The sequence below is a fragment of the Streptomyces echinoruber genome, assembly GCF_014651135.1.
Classification (GTDB): Bacteria; Actinomycetota; Actinomycetes; order Streptomycetales; family Streptomycetaceae; genus Streptomyces; species Streptomyces echinoruber.
Genome location: NZ_BMWH01000026.1, coordinates 94277 through 110834 on the forward strand (window position 1 = coordinate 94277; position 16558 = coordinate 110834).

A 16558-nucleotide genomic window follows, 5' to 3' on the forward strand; every position below is an offset into this window, starting at 1 on the left:
CCGCTGGAGGGCGCCCATGAACAGCAGCCCCGGGCTCGCCACGGTGGCGGCCGCGCCGGTCGGCACGGCCGCCGAGCAGGAGGTCGTGGCGGAGGTGGACCGCGTGCTGGAGGCGGTGTTCGACACCGTGGCCGACATCCGCGCGGACACCGCCGCCGTGCTGGAGCGGGCGGCCGCGCAGCGGCGCCGCCCGGTGACCGCGGACCTCGCCGCGCTGCGCCCGGGGCTGCATCTGCGCCTGCGCACCTGTGCGTTGGCCTCGGGTGTCGGGTTCATCGCCGCGCCGGGCCTGCTCGCCGACGTACCGGCGTGGCTGGAGTGGTGGCAGACGACGGCCGAGGGCGGCGTACGGCCGCTGCTGCCCGACCTGGACCCGCGGCGGTCGGCGTACTCGGACTACACGCACTGGGACTGGTTCGCGCTGCCCCGTGACACCGGGCGCCGCGCCGTGACCGGCCCGTACGTCGACTACCTGTGCTCCGACGAGTACGGCCTCACGCTGTCCGTGCCGGTCGAGGCAGGCGGCCGGTTCGCGGGCGTGGCCGCGGCCGACGTCTACCTGCGCCACTTCGAGGCGGCCGTCCTGCCGTTGCTGCGCCGCCTGCCGGGCCCGGCCCACCTGGTCAACGCCCGCGGTCGGGTGGCGGCCTCCACCGATCCGGCGCGGCTGACCGGCTCGCTCACCCGGGGCCCGGACTTCGCCGCCGTTCTGGCCCGCGAGGACGTGGCGGTCTTTGCGGAGCTGCGGCTGGTGCCGTGCCGGGCCGTGCCGCTGGTGCTGGTGGTGTCCCGGCCGTGACGGCCGGCGGGCCCCGCGGGCGGGGCGGCCGGGCAGGGCCCGGCGCCGTCGGCGACCTGAACGCCGACGGTGCCGGGTCAGGGCCGCGGGTCGGGCACCACGGTGAGGTGCCCGGCGGTGCGGCGGGCGCCCCGCGGGCCCCGGGGCGCGGTGCCCGGCCGGCGCGGCTCGCGCGGCACCAGCGTCAGCCGGGTGCAGTCCAGCTCCTGCAGGGCCCTGGGGGCTTCGACGACGATGCGGCACTCGGTCGCGCCGCGGCGCGGATCGGGGTGCAGCAGCGGGCGTACGGCGCCGTCGTGCTCGACGGCCTCCGCGCCGACCGCGCGCAGCCAGTGCGGCAGGCCCTGCCGGAACGCGGCCTCCATCAGCGGGTCCTGGGCGATCTCCCGGCGGATCGCCTGCAGCACCGGGTCGTGGCCGTGCCGCTCCAGGGCCGCGGCGAACTGCGCCAGCATCGGCAGGCACCAGCTCGCCTCGCGGTCGCCGAGGACCGCGTCGGCGTCCGGGTGGAAGAGCACGAAGCGCAGGAAGTTGTCGCCCGGCATGGCGGTCGGGTGCGGGCCGACGGCGCGGAACAGCGCCTCGAACGCGCTGTTGGCCACCACCACGTCCCAGCGGTGGTCGACGACGAAGGAGGGGAGGGAGACGGCCTCCACCAGCGCGGCGTAGTCCTGCAGGTACGCCTGCGCCTCGAGACGCACGGGCCGCGGCGCCGGCCGCTGCCCTCCTGCCTGAAATGCCATCGGGAGGTCACCCCTCTTGCCTCTGCGGCCGTTCACGCGGCGCCCCGATCCTGCTGCTCCGACGACAGTGTGTCAACTATCGTGGCATTCCAGGGGCGATCGCGGCTGAAATTGGCCACAGTTGTGGCGAGACCTGGATGCAAGTTCGAATGAGGGGCTACTCTCCGGGAAGTTCACGGCAACCCGCATTGTGAGAAGGCTGTGAGAGACGTAGGAGATCTGTCGGTGTCGGTGACGGATGGCTTCGAGGTCCCGGACGCCTCGGCGTCGGCCGTACTGGCGGCGGTCGTCGACCGTGTCACCGCACTCGCCGACCGGCTCGGAGTGCCGCACACGGAGGTCTTCGACGTCGCCCGCCTGTCCTTCGCCTGCGGGGTGCCCGAGCCCGTGGTGAAGGCGCTGCTGAACGGCAAGCCGGCGGGTGAGCCGGACGTGCAGTCCCGGTTCCTGCAGCGGCTGGGCCTGCTGCGGCGCACCCGGCTCAAGCCCAACGGCCGCCGCTACACCCAGCAGGAGATCGCCGACGGCGCCGGCATGTCCCGGCAGCAGGCGGGTGCCCTCATCAACGGCGACCGGCGCCCCACCATGGAGCACTGCAACGCCATCGAGCGCTTCTTCCGGGTGCACGCCGGCTTCCTGACCGCCGAGGACCCCGAGGCCCTCGCGGGCGCCCTGCAGCGCACCGAGCAGGAGCTGCTGCAGAAGCTCGCCGACCGGGACGAGCCCGCGGCCGAGTCCGCCGAGGACCCGCTGGAGCGGCTGCTGCAGGACCACGGGGTGCGGGGCATCGCCTGGCGGGCCGCGCAGCTTCCGACCGACCAGCACCGGGACAAGGTCGCGGAGTGGCTGGACATGCTGCTGGAGAGCGTGAAGCGGCCGGAGTCGTAGGGCGCCCGCACGGTCGGACTCGTAGGGCCGCCCGCACGGCCGGCGTCCTGCCGGGTCGGCGGCCGGGCCCTGTGGGCCGGCGGCCAAGTCGGTGGCCGGGTCCTGCCGGGTCGGTGGCGGGGCGCTTTCCCGAGTGCCGCCCGTGGCGCCGCTCGCGGTGTCCTCTGCGCCGAGCGGGCGAAACGGCGGCGGACGCCACGGTGTTGTCAGTGGCGGGCGGCAAGCTGGAGGGGCGCCACCGCCGTACGGGGGCGTGCGCGCCGGCCGCGGAGGCCGGTGACGCGACCGCGCACGACCGACCGGGAGAGCCGACCATGCCGACCATGCCGACCACCGCCGTCCTCGCCGACCGCGAACGCGCCGCCGTCCAGGCCTGTCTGCGTCTGCTGCACACCGTCCGGGCCGCCTTCGCCCACGGCTCCGGTCCGCCGGACGTCCCCCTGCCTCCCGTCGTCCCGCCCGCCGTCCTCGCCGAGGCGGAACAGGCCCTGGCGGCCGCGGGGCTGGCGGGGAACGAGGAGGCGTTCTTCCGGCTGCTGCGCGGCTGGGGCGCACGGGGCTGACAGTGCACGGGGCTGACAGTGCACAGGAGTTGACGGGCCTACGGGGATTGACGGGCGCACGGGGGTTGGCGGCGCACGGGCCGGGCGGCCGCGCGCCGTCCGGCTCACCCGTGCGCCACCGTCACCGCCGTGCCCACCACCCCGTCCCGGACCGTCCACCGTCCCTCGAAGTGGTCGAGGCGCCGGCCGGAGACCACCGGGCCGGGGACGAGGAGGACGGCGCGGAAGGTGCCGTGGGCGGGCGCGGCGGGGCGGACGGTGATGTCGGCCTCGGAGAAGTCGAGCCACTTGCCGGTGAGCGGGAACCACGCCTTGTAGACGGACTCCTTGGCGCTGAACAGCAGGCGGTCCCAGTGGACGGCGGGCAGGTCCGCGGCCAGCCGACGCAGCCGGGCGCGCTCCTGCGGCAGGGCGACCGCGTCCAGGACGCCGTCGGGCAGCGGGGCGTGGGGCTCGGCGTCGATGCCGAGGGAGGCGAGGTCGCCGGCGCGGGCGAGGGCGGCGGCGCGGTAGCCGTCGCAGTGGGTCATGCTGCCGGTCAGGCCGTCCGGCCAGACGGGGGCGCCGCGCTCACCGGGCAGCAGGGGGTGCGGCGGCACGCCGAGTTTCTCCATGGCCCGCCGGGCGCAGGCCCGCACGGCGGCGAACTCGCGGCGCCGCTTGGCCACCGCCCGCGCCACGACCCGCTCCTCCTCGGGGAAGAGCGGGGCGTGGTCGGTCTCGTGGTCACCGTACGCCTCCACGGCCACCACCGAATCCGGGAGCAGTTCCTCGATCAACGGCTTCGACCTCCATCGGCAGGATGCGGCGCAGCCGGCCCGGCGGTTGCGGACGCCTGCGCCACTCGCGGGGATATCCCACGGAGACCTCCTCGAAGCGGACGCCCTCGTGCCAGGTGGTCCGCGGGATGTGGAGATGGCCGTAGACCATGGTCGCGACGCGGAACCGGCGGTGCCAGTCGGCGGTCAGCCGGGTGCCGCACCACAGGGCGAACTCCGGGTACCACAGGACCTCCGTGGGGTGCCGGTCCAGCGGCCAGTGGTTGACGAGGACCGTGGGCAGGTCCTCGGGCAGGGCGGCGAGCCGCCGCTCCGTCTCGGCGACGCGGGCCCGGCACCACGCGTCGCGGCCGGGATGGGGGTCGGGGTGCAGCAGGTACTCGTCGCTGCAGACCACGCCGGTGCGGCGGGCGTAGGCCAGCCCCTCCTCCTTGGTGGCGCAGCCGGGCGGCAGGAAGGAGTAGTCGTACAGCAGGAACAGCGGGGCCACGACGACCGGGCCGCCGGGCCCGTCCCACACCGGGTAGGGGTCCTCCGGGGTGGTCACGCCCAGCTCGCGGCAGAGGGCGACCAGGTGCTCGTAGCGTGCGACGCCGCGCAGGGTGACGGTGTCCCTCGGATGGGTCCACAGCTCGTGGTTTCCCGGCACCCAGACCACGCGGCTGAAGCGGCTCGCCAGCAGCTCCAGGGCCCAGCGGATGTCGGCGACGGTCTCCGCGACGTCCCCGGCCACCAGCAGCCAGTCGTCGTCCGTCTCCGGGTGCATGCGCTCCACCAGGGCGCGGTTCTCGGGGTAGCCGATGTGCAGGTCGCTGACGGCCAGCAGCCGTCCGGCACCGCCGGCTCTCGACTCCACTCCTGCGCCCCCTGCTCCGCTCGCCCGTCCGACCTGGTCGGCGCCCGGTCTTGACGCACCGGTCGCGTCACCACGAGACCACATCCGGCGGCCGGCGGACAAGGACGCGCGCGGGGGACCGCGGGAGACCGCCGTGACGGATGGGACCGGGCGGGACCGGGCGGAGAACCCCTGACGCGCGCGTTGCGCCGGCGGCCCGGAGAAGCCGTATGATCTGCCCAACACCACCGCCGTATTCCCTTGTCTGCCAGGGCGGTTCGGTGTCCCTTCCTCCACCCCAGGCCGGGCACGGCCGGCTCCGCCCTGCCCGCGAACCCGTGAAAGGCGGCCTGCATGGTCTCTCGCGTACGCATCTGGCTCAACCGTACGTACGCGGAGAACGTGTTCTTCATGGATCAGCTGCGGCGCAATCCCAGCGGCCGCGCGGTGGAGATCCACGCCACGCACGGCGATCCGGACTCCCCCGTGCTGGCCGCCGCCGACACCGCCGAGCTGGAGCCGGAGGGCCTGTCCCCGGCCGCCTACGTCGAGTTCGCCCTGGACCAGTGCCGGCGCCGCGGCATCGACGTGTTCGTGCCCCGGCTGCACCAGGCGGAGATCGTGGCGCACCGCGCCGAGTTCGCGGCGCGGGGCACCGCGCTGCTGGCGCCGACCCGCGAGGCGGTGGCCGTGTTCGAGGACAAGGCGACCGCGTACGAGGCGGTCACGTCCATCGGTGTGCCGGTGCCGCCGTGGTGGCGGGTCCGCACGGCCGACGAGCTCCTCGCCGCCGTCGAGGCGTTGGAGACGGCCGGGCACAGGGCGTGCTTCAAGCCGGCGGCCGGCGCGGGCGGGGTGGGCTTCCGCGTGATCACGCGCGCCCCCTTCTCGCTCGCGCACCTCGGCGGCTTCCCCGGCCCCTGCGTACCGCTGGACCTGGTGCTGGACGCGCTGCGCCGGGCCGAGGAGCCGGTGGACTGGCTGGTGATGCCGCGGCTGGCGGAGCCGGAGGTGTCGGTGGACTGCCTGACCGGGCCGGACAACCGTGTCCGCCTCGCCGTGGGGCGCACCAAGAACGGACGCCGCCGCGGCTTCACGCTGCACGAGCAGTGGCTGGAGCCGGCCCGGCGGATCGCGGAGGGCTTCGGGCTGCACTACCTGTCCAACATCCAGTTCCGGATGCTGGGCGACCGCCCGGTGCTGCTCGACGTCAACACGCGCGCCGCCGGCGGCCTGCACCAGCTGTCGCTGTGCGGGGTCAACGCCCCGTGGGCGGCGGTGCAGTTGGCGTTGGGCGAGGATCCGGGCGAGATCGTGCCGCCGTTCCTGGGGCAGGACTACACGGTGGTGTCCGGGCCGCGCCCGCTGCGCCCGGTGACGCTGCCGCACCAGCGCGCCGAGCAGCGGGAGCGGCTGCTGCCGGCGGTGCCGGCCCCGGCCGCCCCGGCATCCGAACCGGGCCCCCGGGCCATCACGCCGGCGTGACCCCCCGGGGCGCCACGATCCCCGGGGACGCCGTGCCCCAGGCGTGATCCCCGGGGCACTGGTAGCCCCTGTGGCGCCGGAAACTCCTGTGGCTCCGGCAGCCTGGCCCCCAACTGCCCTCCGCACCCCGCACGTTCCCCTCCGGTCTGGACCAATTTCGGCGCCGTGTCTTGACACCGTGATTGGTCCATACCAACTTGGTGGCGCACCACCGCACTTCCGTGCACCTCCCCACACCCCCACTCCTTCAGGGAGACCACGTGCGCACCACACCGGGACGTCCCAGACGCCGCTTGCTCGCCCTTCTCGGCACGGCGGCCCTCGCGCTCGGCGGGGCTGTGGCCCTGCCCGCCACCGCCGAAGCGGCCAACACCCTCTCCAACCCCGGCTTCGAGTCCGGTGGACTCTCCCCCTGGTCCTGCTCCGGCAACCTCGGCTCGGTCGTCTCCTCACCCGTCCACTCGGGCAGCAAGGCCCTTGCGGGCGCGGTGAGTTCGAGCGACAACGCGCAGTGCAGCCAGACCGTCGCGGTCCAGCCCGACACCACCTACACCCTCTCCGGCTGGGTGCGCGGCTCCTACGTCTACCTGGGCGTGGACGGCGGCCCGTCGACGTGGACGACGTCCCCGTCGGCGTACAGCCAACTGACCGTGTCCTTCACCACCGGCGCCGCGCAGACCAGCGCCCGGATCTACGTCCACGGCTGGTACGCGCAGGGCACGTACTACGCCGACGACATCAGTCTCGACGGGCCGGGCGGCGGAGGCGGCTCCGACACCCAGGCGCCGACCGCGCCCAGCGGCCTGACCGTCACCGGCAAGACCTCCTCCAGCGTGTCGCTGAAGTGGAACGCCGCCACCGACAACACCGGCGTGACGGCGTACGACGTCTACAGCGGCGCCAACCAGGTGCTGAGCGTCTCCGGCACCAGCGCCACCGTCAGCGGGCTGTCCCCGGCGACGAGTTACACCTTCACCGTGAAGGCGCGCGACGCCGCCGGGAACGTCTCGGCCGCCTCCAACGCGGTGACGGTCACCACCGACCAGGGCGGGAGCCCCGGCACCGGTTTCAAGCAGGCCGCGCCCTACCTGTACGAGGGCTGGGGCGACCCGCCGAACCCGAGCACGGTGATGAGCGCGACCGGCGTCAAGTGGTTCACGATGGCGTTCGTGCTGGACTCCGGCGGCTGCACCCCGGCGTGGGACGGCAGCCGGCCGCTGACCGGCGGCGCCGACCAGAGCGCCATCAACGCGATCCGCTCGGCCGGCGGTGACGTCGTGCCGTCCTTCGGCGGCTGGCAGGGCAGCAAGCTCGGCGCCAACTGCTCCTCCGCGAGCGCGCTGGCCGGGGCGATCCAGAAGGTGATCGACGCCTACGGCCTCAAGGCCGTCGACATGGACATCGAGAACACCGACGAGTTCGAGAACGAGGCCGTCCAGGCGAAGATCCTCACCGCGCTGAAGACGGTCAAGGCGAACAACCCCGGCCTGAAGACCGTCGTCACCTTCGGCACCTCGACCACCGGCCCGACGTACTACGGCAACCGCCTCATCGAGCAGGCCAAGTCGCTCGGCGCCGGCATCGACGTCTTCACCATCATGCCGTTCGACTTCGGCGGCGGCTCCGACATGTACGGCAACACCGTCAACGCGGCGGAGGGCCTGAAGGCGAAGCTGAAGTCGACGTTCGGCTGGGACGACGCCACCGCCTACGCGCACATGGGCATCTCCGGCATGAACGGCCTGAGCGACCAGCAGGAGAACACCACCCCGCAGATCTGGACCCAGATCCGCGACTGGGCGAACGGCCACCACATCGCCCGCCTCGCCTTCTGGTCCGTCAACCGCGACCGGCCCTGCCCGGGCGGCGGGGTGACCAGCAACTGCTCCGGCATCAGCCAGGACACCTGGCAGTTCACGAAGATCACCGCCGGCTTCACGGGCTGAGCCCGGCCGAGCCGGCGGCGTGGGGGCGCCCGGTCCGGGCGCCCCCACGTCCGTCCGCCGCCGCGGCGGCGGATCAGGCCCGGCGCAGGCGCAGCGTGCGCACCTCGAAGGGCCGCAGCGTCAGCGGCACGGCGTCGCCGTCGGTGTCCGCCGCCCGCAGCGGCCGCTCCAGCAGGTCGGCGACCTCCGCGCCGGCCAGCGGGAAGCCGGTGCGCAGCACGCCGGTGGCGCGGCCGCCGCGGGACTCGTAGAGCCGTACCACGACGTCGCCGGAGGTGTCGTCGGCCAGCTTCACCGCCTCCACGGTCACGCCCGCGCCCTCGGTGGAGACCACCGGCCGCGGCTCGCCCGCCGAATCGGCCAGGCGCAGCGGCAGGTTGAGGGCGTACCCCTCGCGCAGGGCGTCGTCGGTCGTGGCGCCGGGCAGCAGGGCGTAGGTGAAGCGGTGCCGGCCCTGGTCGGCCTGCGGGTCCGGCACGCGGGGGGCGCGGACCAGGCTGAGGCGGACCGTGGTGGTCGTGCCCCCGGTCGTGCCCCCGTCCGCGCGGACCGTGCGGGTCACGTCGTGGCCGTACGTCGAGTCGTTGACGACGGCGACGCCGTAGCCGGGCTCCCCGACGTGCACCCAGCGGTGGCCGGAGACCTCGAAACGGGCCGCCTCCCAGCTGGTGTTGGTGTGGGTGGGCCGCTGGACGTGCCCGAACTGGATCTCCGCGCTGGAGTGCGGGGCGCGCACGTCCACCGGGAAGGCCGCCTTGAGGATCTTCTCGGTCTCGTGCCAGTCGAGGTCGGTCTCGACGTCGACGCGGGGGCTGCCGGCGCGCAGGCGGATCATCTGGGTGATCGTGGAGCCGCGGCCGAAGGTGCGGGTGACACGGATCGCGCCGAGCAGCGGGTCCCGTTCGACGACGGTGATCTCGTCGGTGTCCAGCAGGTCGGTGTGGCGGTTGCGGTAGTGCGCGTCGACGTCCCAGGCGTCCCAGTGGTTGGGCAGGTCGGTGTGCAGGCGCAGCAGGTTGCCCGGGCCGGCCAGGACCTCGCGGTCGGCGCGCAGGTCGCGGACGGAGGCGAGGGTGCCGTCGGCGGCGACCTCGACGCGGACCAGGCCGTTGTCGAGGACACGGCCGGTGACCGTCACGGGCCGTTCCGGCTCGGCGGGGGCCAGGGGCGCGCTGCCGTGCGCGGGCACCCGCACGTACGCGGGCGCGCCGCCGGGCGTGCGGATCACCTCGGCGCGTTCATGGGGGCTGGTGTTGAACACCCGGGTCGGGCCGGCGCCGAGCGCGGTGACCGCCTGCGTGATCAGCTCCTCCAGCTCCCGGGCCACGCGGGCGTACTCGGCCTCCGCCTCGCGGTGCACCCAGGCGATGGAGGAGCCGGGCAGGATGTCGTGGAACTGGTGCAGCAGGACCGTCTTCCACAGCCGGTCGAGCCGGTCGTGGGGGTAGGCGTACCCGGGCGCGTGCAGTGCGGCCGTCGTGGCCCACAACTCGGCCTCGCGCAGCAGGTGTTCGCTGCGCCGGTTGCCCTGCTTGGTGCGGGCCTGGGTGGTGTAGGTGCCGCGGTGCAGCTCCAGATAGAGCTCGCCGTTCCACACCGGCGCGTCGGGGTACTCCGCGCGGGCCTGGGCGAAGAAGGCGTCGGGGTGCTCGACGACGACCTTCGGGGAGCCCTCCAAATCGGCCAGGCGCCGGGCCCGTTCCATCATCTCGCGGGTGGGGCCGCCTCCGCCGTCGCCCCAGCCGAAGGGCGCCAGCGAGCGCGTGCCGCGGCCCTTCTCCCGGTAGGTGCGCACGGCGCGGGCCATCTCCGCGCCGCTGAAGCGGGCGTTGTAGGTGTCGACCGGCGGGAAGTGGGTGAAGATGCGGGTGCCGTCGATGCCCTCCCACCAGAAGGTGTGGTGGGGGAAGGTGTTGGTCTGGTTCCAGGAGAGCTTCTGCGTCAGGAACCACTCGTTGCCCGCGAGCCGGGCGAGCTGCGGGTAGGCGGCGGTGTAGCCGAAGGAGTCCGGCAGCCACACGCCCCGGGTCTCGATGCCGAAGTGCTCCAGGAAGAAGCGCTTGCCGTGGACCAGTTGGCGGGCCAGGGCCTCGCCGCCGGGCAGGTTGCCGTCGGCCTCCACCCACATGCCGCCGACCGGCGCCCACCGGCCCTTGGCGACGGCCTCCTTGATCCGCTCCCACACCCGCGGGTGGTGGTCGCGCACCCACGCGTACTGCTGGGCCTGGGAGCAGGCGAAGACGAAGTCCTCGTACTCCTCGGCGAGCGCGGTGGCGTTGGCGAAGGTGCGGGCGGCCTTGCGCACGGTCTCGCGGACCGGCCACAGCCAGGCGGAGTCGATGTGGGCGTGGCCGACGCCGGAGACGGTGTGCGCGCCGGCGTGCGCGGGCCGGGCGAGGGCGGGCGCGAGGACCTCCCGCGCGGCGGGCGCCGATCCGGAGACGTCGTCGAGGTCCAGGGCGTCCAGGGCACGGTCCAGGGTGTGCAGGATCTCGTGGCGGCGCGGGTCGTACTCCGCCAGCTCGGCCATCAGCTCCCGCAGCACCTGCAGGTCCAGGTCGAGGTGCCAGACGTCCTCGTCGAGGACGGCGAGGTCGGCGTGGCCGAAGGTGTACAGCGGCCGGTCGCCGGCGGTCAGGACGTCGCCGAGCGGGGTGGGGGCGGCGAAGCCGTTCGCCAGGATGTCGGGGTTGGAGGCGGCCTCGACCAGGTAGTGGACCTCCTCCCCGCCATCGGCCGGGTTGGCGACCGGGACGTACTGGTTGAACGGGTTGACCGCCTTCAGGGGCGTGCCGTCGGGCAGGTGCACCAGGGCCTCGGCCTGGAAGCCGGGGCCGGCGCCGGTGAAGCCGAGGTCGACGACGGCCTCCACGCGGCGGCCCCGCCACTCCTCGGGCACCCGGCCACGCACGCGGAACCAGGTGGTGCCCCAGGGCGGGCCCCACGGGGTGCCGGGGGCGAACGGCTCGTACGGCGCGGCCGCGGCCCGCGCGAACGGCACCGGCTCGCCCGGGACCTGCCAGGCCTCGACGGTGAGCGGGACGGCGGCGGCGTAGCGGGCGGGCCGGACGCGCTGAGTGTGGAGGCGCTCGGCGCGCTGCTCGATCCGGCGGCGTTCGTCGTGCATGGCGGTCTCCAGGCGGGCGGGGCGGAGGGCGTCTAGCGCAGATAGGCCAGGCCGGGGTGGGCGGCGAGGTAGCCGTCCAGGAGCCGCCGGGCGACGTTGACGGAGTCGACGAGGGGATGCAGGGCGAGGGCCTTGACGGCGGCGGCGCGCGAGCCGGTCTCCGCGGCCGTGAGCACCTCCCGTTCGACGGCCTTGACCGCGCACACCAGCCCGGCGGCGTGGCCGGGCAGCGGGTCGGCGGCGACCGGGTGGGCGCCGCCGGCGTCGACCAGGCACGGCACCTCGACCACGGCGTCGGCGTCCAGCACGGAGAGCGTGGTGCGGTTGCGGACGTTGAGGATGAGGGTGGCGCGCTCATCGCGGGCGATGGCCCGCATCAGGGCGAGGGCGACCTTCTCGTAGCCGCCGGAGAGGTCCTCGGCCTCGCGCTCGCCGGCGCCGGCGGCCGCGCGGTTCTCGGCCATGTAGGTGGCCTCGCGTTCGGCGCGGGCGCGGTTCCAGGCGGCGAGGGCGTCCACCTCCGGGTCCGCGGCCTCGGCGTAGAAGCGGGCCTGCTGCTCGCGCAGGAAGGCGCCGCGGGTCTGCCCGGCCTCCCGGTAGGCGCGGACGGTCTCGCGGTTGAAGTAGTAGTAGTGCAGGTATTCGTTGGGGATCGCGCCCAGCGACTGCAGCCACTCCGGCCCGAACAGCCTGCCCTCCTCGAAGGAGCCGAGCAGGCCGGGGTCGGCGAGCAGCCGCGGCAGCACGTCCCGGCCGTCCACGCGCAGGCCGCGCACCCAGCCGAGGTGGTTGAGGCCGGCGTAGTCGATCCACGCCCGCCGCGGGTCGACGCCGAGCACGCGGGCGATGCGGCGGCCGAGGCCGACCGGCGAGTCGCAGATGCCGATGACGCGGTCGCCGAGGTGGCGGGACATGGCCTCGGTGACCAGGCCGGCGGGGTTGGTGAAGTTGATGACCCACGCCTCGGGCGCCAGGCGGGCCGCGCGCCGGGCGATGTCGACGGCGACCGGCACCGTGCGCAGGCCGTAGGCGACGCCGCCCGCGCCGACCGTCTCCTGCCCGAGGACGCCCTGGTCCAGCGCGACGCGCTCGTCGCAGGCGCGGCCCTCCAGACCGCCCACGCGGATGGCGGAGAAGACGAAGTCGGCGCCGCGCAGCGCCTCGTCGAGGTCGGTGGTGGCGGTCACCTCGGGCGCGTCCGGCACGCCCGCCGCCTGCCGGGCCAGCACCCGGGTCACGGCCCCGAGCCGCCCGGCGTCCAGGTCGTGCAGCACGACGTGCGTCACCCGGCCCTCGGCGCGGTCGCCCAGGAGCGCGCCGTACACGAGCGGCACCCGGAACCCGCCGCCGCCCAGAATCGTCAGCCTCACGCTTGCACCTTTCCCGCCCCGCGGACCGCGACGCCCGCCCCGCCGAAACAGGCGCGGACCGCCGCGTCCGGTGGCGTGTTCGTGACCGTCACATCCGGGCCCATCCGGATTCGTTCATATTTATTCGGTTTCGTTCGCGTCCGTTCGGGTCCGTCCGGCCGCGGTCCGTCGCCGGGCCGCGCCGGGGACCTCGCCGGGCCGGCGATCGGCACCACCCTGTCACCCGCCCCGGCCGCGGCGGTCCCCGCCCGACACTCCGACAGGCGTCGTGTCCGTCACCCGGCCGCCGGGCGGTCCCGTGGGAGGCGGGTGATCCCGTGGGAGGCGGGCGGGGACCGACGGGCCGGGCCGGACGGCCCGGCCCGTCGGCTGTTCCCCGCGGGGCCGGGGAATCACGTGGGCCCGGAGTCGTAGGGAAGCGTCAGCGCCGAGTCCGTGTGGAGCGTGACGCGCACCGGCACGAAGGCGGTGGCGTCCACCGGCGACTCCCCGGTGCCGGGATTGCGGGCGTAGCGCGGATGGGCGCCCGCGCTGATCTGCCAGCGTATGCGGTGGCCGGCGGCGAAACGGTGGGCGGTGGCGCTCATCGGCAGGGTGACCTGCGCGGGCGCGGGTCCGCCGGTCCGGAGCCGGCCCAGCCCGTCGCAGACGTTGACGGAGCGGCCCTGCGGGTCCACGTCGCACAGGCGGGTGAAGACGTCGGCGTGCCCGGTGTCCGCGGAGACGCTCAGCCGGGCGGAGACCGGGCCGAGGACGTCCACGGGCTCGGCCAGCGGGGGGCCGGTGAACGTCAGGACGTCGGCCCGGGCCTCCAGGGCGCGGTTGTCGCGCGGACCGGCGGTGCGGGAGAGCAGCGGGCCGCCGAGGGACGGGGTGGGGTCGGCCGGGTCGTAGCGGAACGACGCCAGGGGCGCGCGGTCCGTGGGGGCCTGCCGGGTGAGCTGCCCGCCCGGGGCGGGGTACCACGAGGTGGCGTCCGCGGCCGGCGGCCAGTCGTCGAGGTCCCGCCAGGCGTTCTCCCCGCCGACGTGCACGCGCACCGCGGTGGAGCGCAGGCCGGAGGGGTCGGCGCACAGGTGGGCGCGCAGCCAGGCCAGGCTCTCGGCGAACACTTCGGGCCAGCCCTGCTGCAGGGCGGAGGCGTGGGTCCAGGGGCCGACGAGCAGGGCGGTCTCGCATCCGGCCCGGCGCAGCCGGTCGTACTGCGCGAAGGTCTGGTCGACCAGCACGTCGTGCCATCCGGTGATCAGGCTCGTGGGTACGCCGAGCCGCTCCGCCGGTTCGGTCAACGCCGCGCCGCGCCAGTACGCGTCCTCGGCGTCCGGGTGGGTCATCACCTCGTCCAGCCAGGGCACCTCGCCCCCGAGGGCGGACGCGTACGCCCCGCGCAGGGGCTGCGCGGTGGTGACGGCGCGCAGGCGGCGCCGCAGGCGCAGCGCCGCCCTCAGGAACGGTGCCGTGCCCCGGTGCTGGTGGGTCATGCCCAAGCCGACGACGAGGGCGTTCTCCAGGCGCAGCGCGCCGTCCGTGTGGAACAGGGCGTGGGGATCGTGCAGGCCCACCTGCACCACCATCGCCTTCAGCTCCGGCGGCGGGTCCAGGGCGAGGGCCCATTGCACGTAGCCCAGGTAGCTGGGGCCGACGGTCCCCAGTGTCCCGTCGAACCAGGGCTGTTCGCGCAGCCAGGACACCGTGGCCCGGCCGTCGGCGGCCTCGTTGCGCCACAGGTCGAACGCACCGCCCGAACCGCCGGTGCCGCGGCAGCTCTGCAGGACCACGTGGAAGCCCTGTTCGGCGAGGAGCAGGCCGTACATGGCGGACCACGGCAGGCCGCGGCCGTAGGGCGAGCGGACCAGGAGGGTGGGGAAGTCGCCCTCCGCGCGCGGGAAGTAGTGGTCCGTGAGCAGCGGGCTGCCGTCGGCGGCCGGCACCACCAGGCCCGGCTCCCATCCGGCCTCGTGCCGTCTCGCCGGGAGGCCCCGCCAGGTCGCCCTCAGCAGCCGTGCGGACAGCGGCGGTTTTCCGGCGGGCGGCGCCCAGGGCGGTCCGAGCGCGGCGTCGGGCATGGGTGATGGCATCGTTCCCCTCCTTTTTCCGTACGGTGTACGAGAATAGAGGATGCTTGGATGACCTCGGCAAGGGCCGCTGCGACGATCGCGACGATCAGGGAGAGGAGCGCGAGACCATGCCCCGCGACAAAGGGGCCGGCGCCGCGGGCGTCGACCCCGAACAGCTCTGGCTGCGCCCCGCCGAGCCCCGCCGGGGCCGCAGGCCCTCCTTCAGCCGTGAGGCGATCACGGCGGCGGCCGTCGCCCTGGCGGACGCGGAGGGGCTGGAGGCGGTCACCATGCGGCGGGTCGCCGCCCGGGTCGGAGCCGGCGTCATGTCGCTCTACAGCTACGCCCCCGACAAGGAGACCCTGCTGGAACTGATGGTCGACCACGTCAGCGGCGAGCTGCCGACCACGCGCCCGCTCACCGGCGACTGGCGGGCCGACCTGAAGGCCATCGCCCACCTCCAGCGCGCCCTCATGCTGCGCCACCCCTGGCTGCCCGCCGCCCTGTCCACCCGCCGCACCCTGGGCCCCAACACCCTGGCCTTCCTGGAGCACGCGCTCGCCGCCCTGCGGCCCACCGGACTGGACGGCGCGGCGAAGCTGGAGGTCTTCGCCCAGCTCACCGCCTTCGTCGCCGGGCACGTCGGCCATGAGATCGCCCAGGCCGCGGCGGCACGGTCCCCCGAACGGCGCGCGGCCGAGGCCCGCTACCTCGCCGCCGTCGCCGCCGACGGCCGCCACCCGGAACTCGCCGAGGTCCTCTCCGCGCCCGGACGCTCCCTCACCCCCGAGGCCACCTTCACCCGGTTCCTCAACCGCCTGGTCGACGGCCTCGACACCGACTGATCCCGCGCGCCGGTTGATCCCGCGCACCGGTTGACCCCGCGTGCCTGCCGCCGTGTCCCGCCCGCTGCGCCGTGCCCACGACCGGCTCGGCCTGCGGGAGGAGGCCCCCGCGTGACAGCGGAGCGGCTCGACGGCTCGTGAGCCGTACGCGTTTCACGGCCCGCGCGCGGCTCGACGGCTCGCGAGTCGGTACGCGCCTCACGGCCCGTGCGCGGTCCGGCGACGCGTGAACCGGCACACGCCCCACGGCCCGCGCGTGGCACAGCGGTTCATGAACCGGCACATGCTCCGCGACCCGTGCGCGGAGCGTGTGCCGTCTCGTGACACGGGCGCACGATGTGTGCGCGGCGCGCGGGCAGCCCGTCTCGCGCCCCCGAGGGGACGGCACCGGAACGCCGGTTCGTCCGCCGCGCCCGGCCGTTCCGGCCACTCCCCCGGCCGGGCCGGCGGCCGGGCCCGCAACCGCCCCCGGCCGCCAGCGCGGCGTGGCCGAATCCGCACGTTGTACGGCTGGTCGCCGCCGGTCCTCCCCGGCTCCTCGGCAACGGCGGGGAACAACCGGAACGGCCGGGCGCGGCGGACGGACCGCCTCCGGGCCGGGCGGGACACCGGCCCGGAGGGACACCGCGGCACCGCACCGCTCTCCGGCGGCCCGCGGCGGACGCGCGCGCGGTTACCCCCGACTCCCGCGACCATGGCTTGCGTTCCGAGGCACCCCGGTCGCATGCGCGGCTCGGGAGGGCACGCGGGCCGCTTCGTCCGTGGCGTCGTGCCCCGGCTGTGCACCGTTGTGACGATCCGACGAGCACCCCTAGCGTGACGCAACGAACCGGCCATCCGCGGGTCCGGAACCGCGGGCGAGCCGGCCGGTTCACCGGCGGGTACCTGTGCCGACGTTCCTCTTCACCCGACTGAAACGGCGTCAGCCGGTTTCAGCTGACCGAAAGGATGTGTGTCATGACGTACGAGCGTCCGACCCTCACCAAGGCCGGCGGCTTCCGCAAGACGACGGGCCTGGCGGGCGGCACCGCCAAGGACCTGCTCGGCGGTCACCAGCTCATCTGACCCGCGGAGAGGCCGGCTTCCCGTCCCGCGGTGAGACGCGGACGACGGGAGCCGGC

Annotated in this window: 13 protein-coding genes; 7 read left to right on the plus strand and 6 right to left on the minus strand. The window is 74.9% G+C overall.

Features of this window, described 5'->3' with window-relative positions:
- Positions 1-16: 16 nt before the first annotated feature.
- A complete protein-coding gene (locus tag IE225_RS25710; RefSeq protein WP_190059987.1) occupies positions 17-799 on the plus strand; it encodes a cache domain-containing protein in 783 nt (260 codons plus the stop codon).
- A 77-nt stretch (positions 800-876) separates the two neighbouring features.
- Here the strand turns inward: IE225_RS25710 and IE225_RS25715 are convergent, their stop codons facing one another.
- Positions 877-1542: an MmyB family transcriptional regulator gene (locus IE225_RS25715; RefSeq protein ID WP_190059988.1), complete on the minus strand. Its 666-nt coding sequence runs from the start codon at positions 1540-1542 to the stop codon at positions 877-879.
- Between the two features lie 231 nt (positions 1543-1773).
- Here IE225_RS25715 and IE225_RS25720 point away from each other — a divergent pair, with 231 nt between their 5' ends.
- Positions 1774-2430 (plus strand): helix-turn-helix domain-containing protein, encoded by a 657-nt coding sequence (locus tag IE225_RS25720; protein WP_190060008.1) that lies wholly within the window; start codon positions 1774-1776, stop codon positions 2428-2430.
- A 323-nt stretch (positions 2431-2753) separates the two neighbouring features.
- On the plus strand, positions 2754-2993 hold the full coding sequence (locus IE225_RS25725; RefSeq protein WP_190059989.1) for a hypothetical protein: 240 nt from the start codon (positions 2754-2756) through the stop codon (positions 2991-2993).
- Positions 2994-3097: 104 nt separating this feature from the next.
- Here the strand turns inward: IE225_RS25725 and IE225_RS25730 are convergent, their stop codons facing one another.
- A complete protein-coding gene (locus IE225_RS25730; protein ID WP_190059990.1) occupies positions 3098-3772 on the minus strand; it encodes a 4'-phosphopantetheinyl transferase family protein in 675 nt (224 codons plus the stop codon).
- Positions 3720-4628: a metallophosphoesterase family protein gene (locus IE225_RS25735; protein WP_190059991.1), complete on the minus strand. Its 909-nt coding sequence runs from the start codon at positions 4626-4628 to the stop codon at positions 3720-3722. The genes IE225_RS25730 and IE225_RS25735 overlap by 53 nt, the downstream gene beginning before the upstream one ends.
- Before the next feature lie 333 nt (positions 4629-4961).
- On the opposite strand from IE225_RS25735, the gene IE225_RS25740 reads away from it, so the two are divergent.
- Both IE225_RS25740 and IE225_RS25745 read left to right on the plus strand, forming a co-directional pair.
- Complete coding sequence (locus IE225_RS25740) at positions 4962-6092, plus strand: ATP-grasp domain-containing protein (protein ID WP_190059992.1); 1131 nt, start codon at positions 4962-4964, stop codon at positions 6090-6092.
- Positions 6093-6352: 260 nt separating this feature from the next.
- Positions 6353-8038: a carbohydrate binding domain-containing protein gene (locus IE225_RS25745; protein WP_190059993.1), complete on the plus strand. Its 1686-nt coding sequence runs from the start codon at positions 6353-6355 to the stop codon at positions 8036-8038.
- 73 nt (positions 8039-8111) lie between these two features.
- Here the strand turns inward: IE225_RS25745 and IE225_RS25750 are convergent, their stop codons facing one another.
- The 3 genes from IE225_RS25750 to IE225_RS25760 form a co-directional block, all read right to left on the minus strand.
- On the minus strand, positions 8112-11165 hold the full coding sequence (locus IE225_RS25750; RefSeq protein WP_190059994.1) for an alpha-mannosidase: 3054 nt from the start codon (positions 11163-11165) through the stop codon (positions 8112-8114).
- A 32-nt stretch (positions 11166-11197) separates the two neighbouring features.
- On the minus strand, positions 11198-12535 hold the full coding sequence (locus IE225_RS25755) for a 6-phospho-beta-glucosidase (RefSeq protein WP_190059995.1): 1338 nt from the start codon (positions 12533-12535) through the stop codon (positions 11198-11200).
- 392 nt (positions 12536-12927) lie between these two features.
- A complete protein-coding gene (locus tag IE225_RS25760) occupies positions 12928-14613 on the minus strand; it encodes a CocE/NonD family hydrolase (RefSeq protein ID WP_229880029.1) in 1686 nt (561 codons plus the stop codon).
- A 107-nt stretch (positions 14614-14720) separates the two neighbouring features.
- Between IE225_RS25760 and IE225_RS25765 the strand changes: the two genes are divergently transcribed.
- Positions 14721-15437, plus strand: a complete 717-nt coding sequence (locus IE225_RS25765; protein ID WP_190059996.1) for a TetR/AcrR family transcriptional regulator C-terminal domain-containing protein — start codon at positions 14721-14723, stop codon at positions 15435-15437.
- Positions 15438-16394: 957 nt separating this feature from the next.
- A complete protein-coding gene (locus IE225_RS25770; protein ID WP_107119473.1) occupies positions 16395-16502 on the plus strand; it encodes a keywimysin-related RiPP in 108 nt (35 codons plus the stop codon).
- Positions 16503-16558: the final 56 nt, after the last annotated feature.

What these genes read in the sequence shown, in the direction of transcription:
- IE225_RS25710 (WP_190059987.1), top strand. Translation starts at nt 17, where the DNA reads ATGAACAGCAGCCCCGGGCTCGCCACGGTGGCGGCCGCGCCGGTCGGC.
- IE225_RS25715 (WP_190059988.1), bottom strand. Translation starts at nt 1,542, where the DNA reads ATGGCATTTCAGGCAGGAGGGCAGCGGCCGGCGCCGCGGCCCGTGCGT.
- IE225_RS25725 (WP_190059989.1), top strand. Translation starts at nt 2,754, where the DNA reads ATGCCGACCACCGCCGTCCTCGCCGACCGCGAACGCGCCGCCGTCCAG.
- IE225_RS25740 (WP_190059992.1), top strand. Translation starts at nt 4,962, where the DNA reads ATGGTCTCTCGCGTACGCATCTGGCTCAACCGTACGTACGCGGAGAAC.
- IE225_RS25750 (WP_190059994.1), bottom strand. Translation starts at nt 11,165, where the DNA reads ATGCACGACGAACGCCGCCGGATCGAGCAGCGCGCCGAGCGCCTCCAC.
- IE225_RS25760 (WP_229880029.1), bottom strand. Translation starts at nt 14,613, where the DNA reads ATGCCATCACCCATGCCCGACGCCGCGCTCGGACCGCCCTGGGCGCCG.
- IE225_RS25765 (WP_190059996.1), top strand. Translation starts at nt 14,721, where the DNA reads ATGCCCCGCGACAAAGGGGCCGGCGCCGCGGGCGTCGACCCCGAACAG.
- IE225_RS25770 (WP_107119473.1), top strand. Translation starts at nt 16,395, where the DNA reads ATGACGTACGAGCGTCCGACCCTCACCAAGGCCGGCGGCTTCCGCAAG.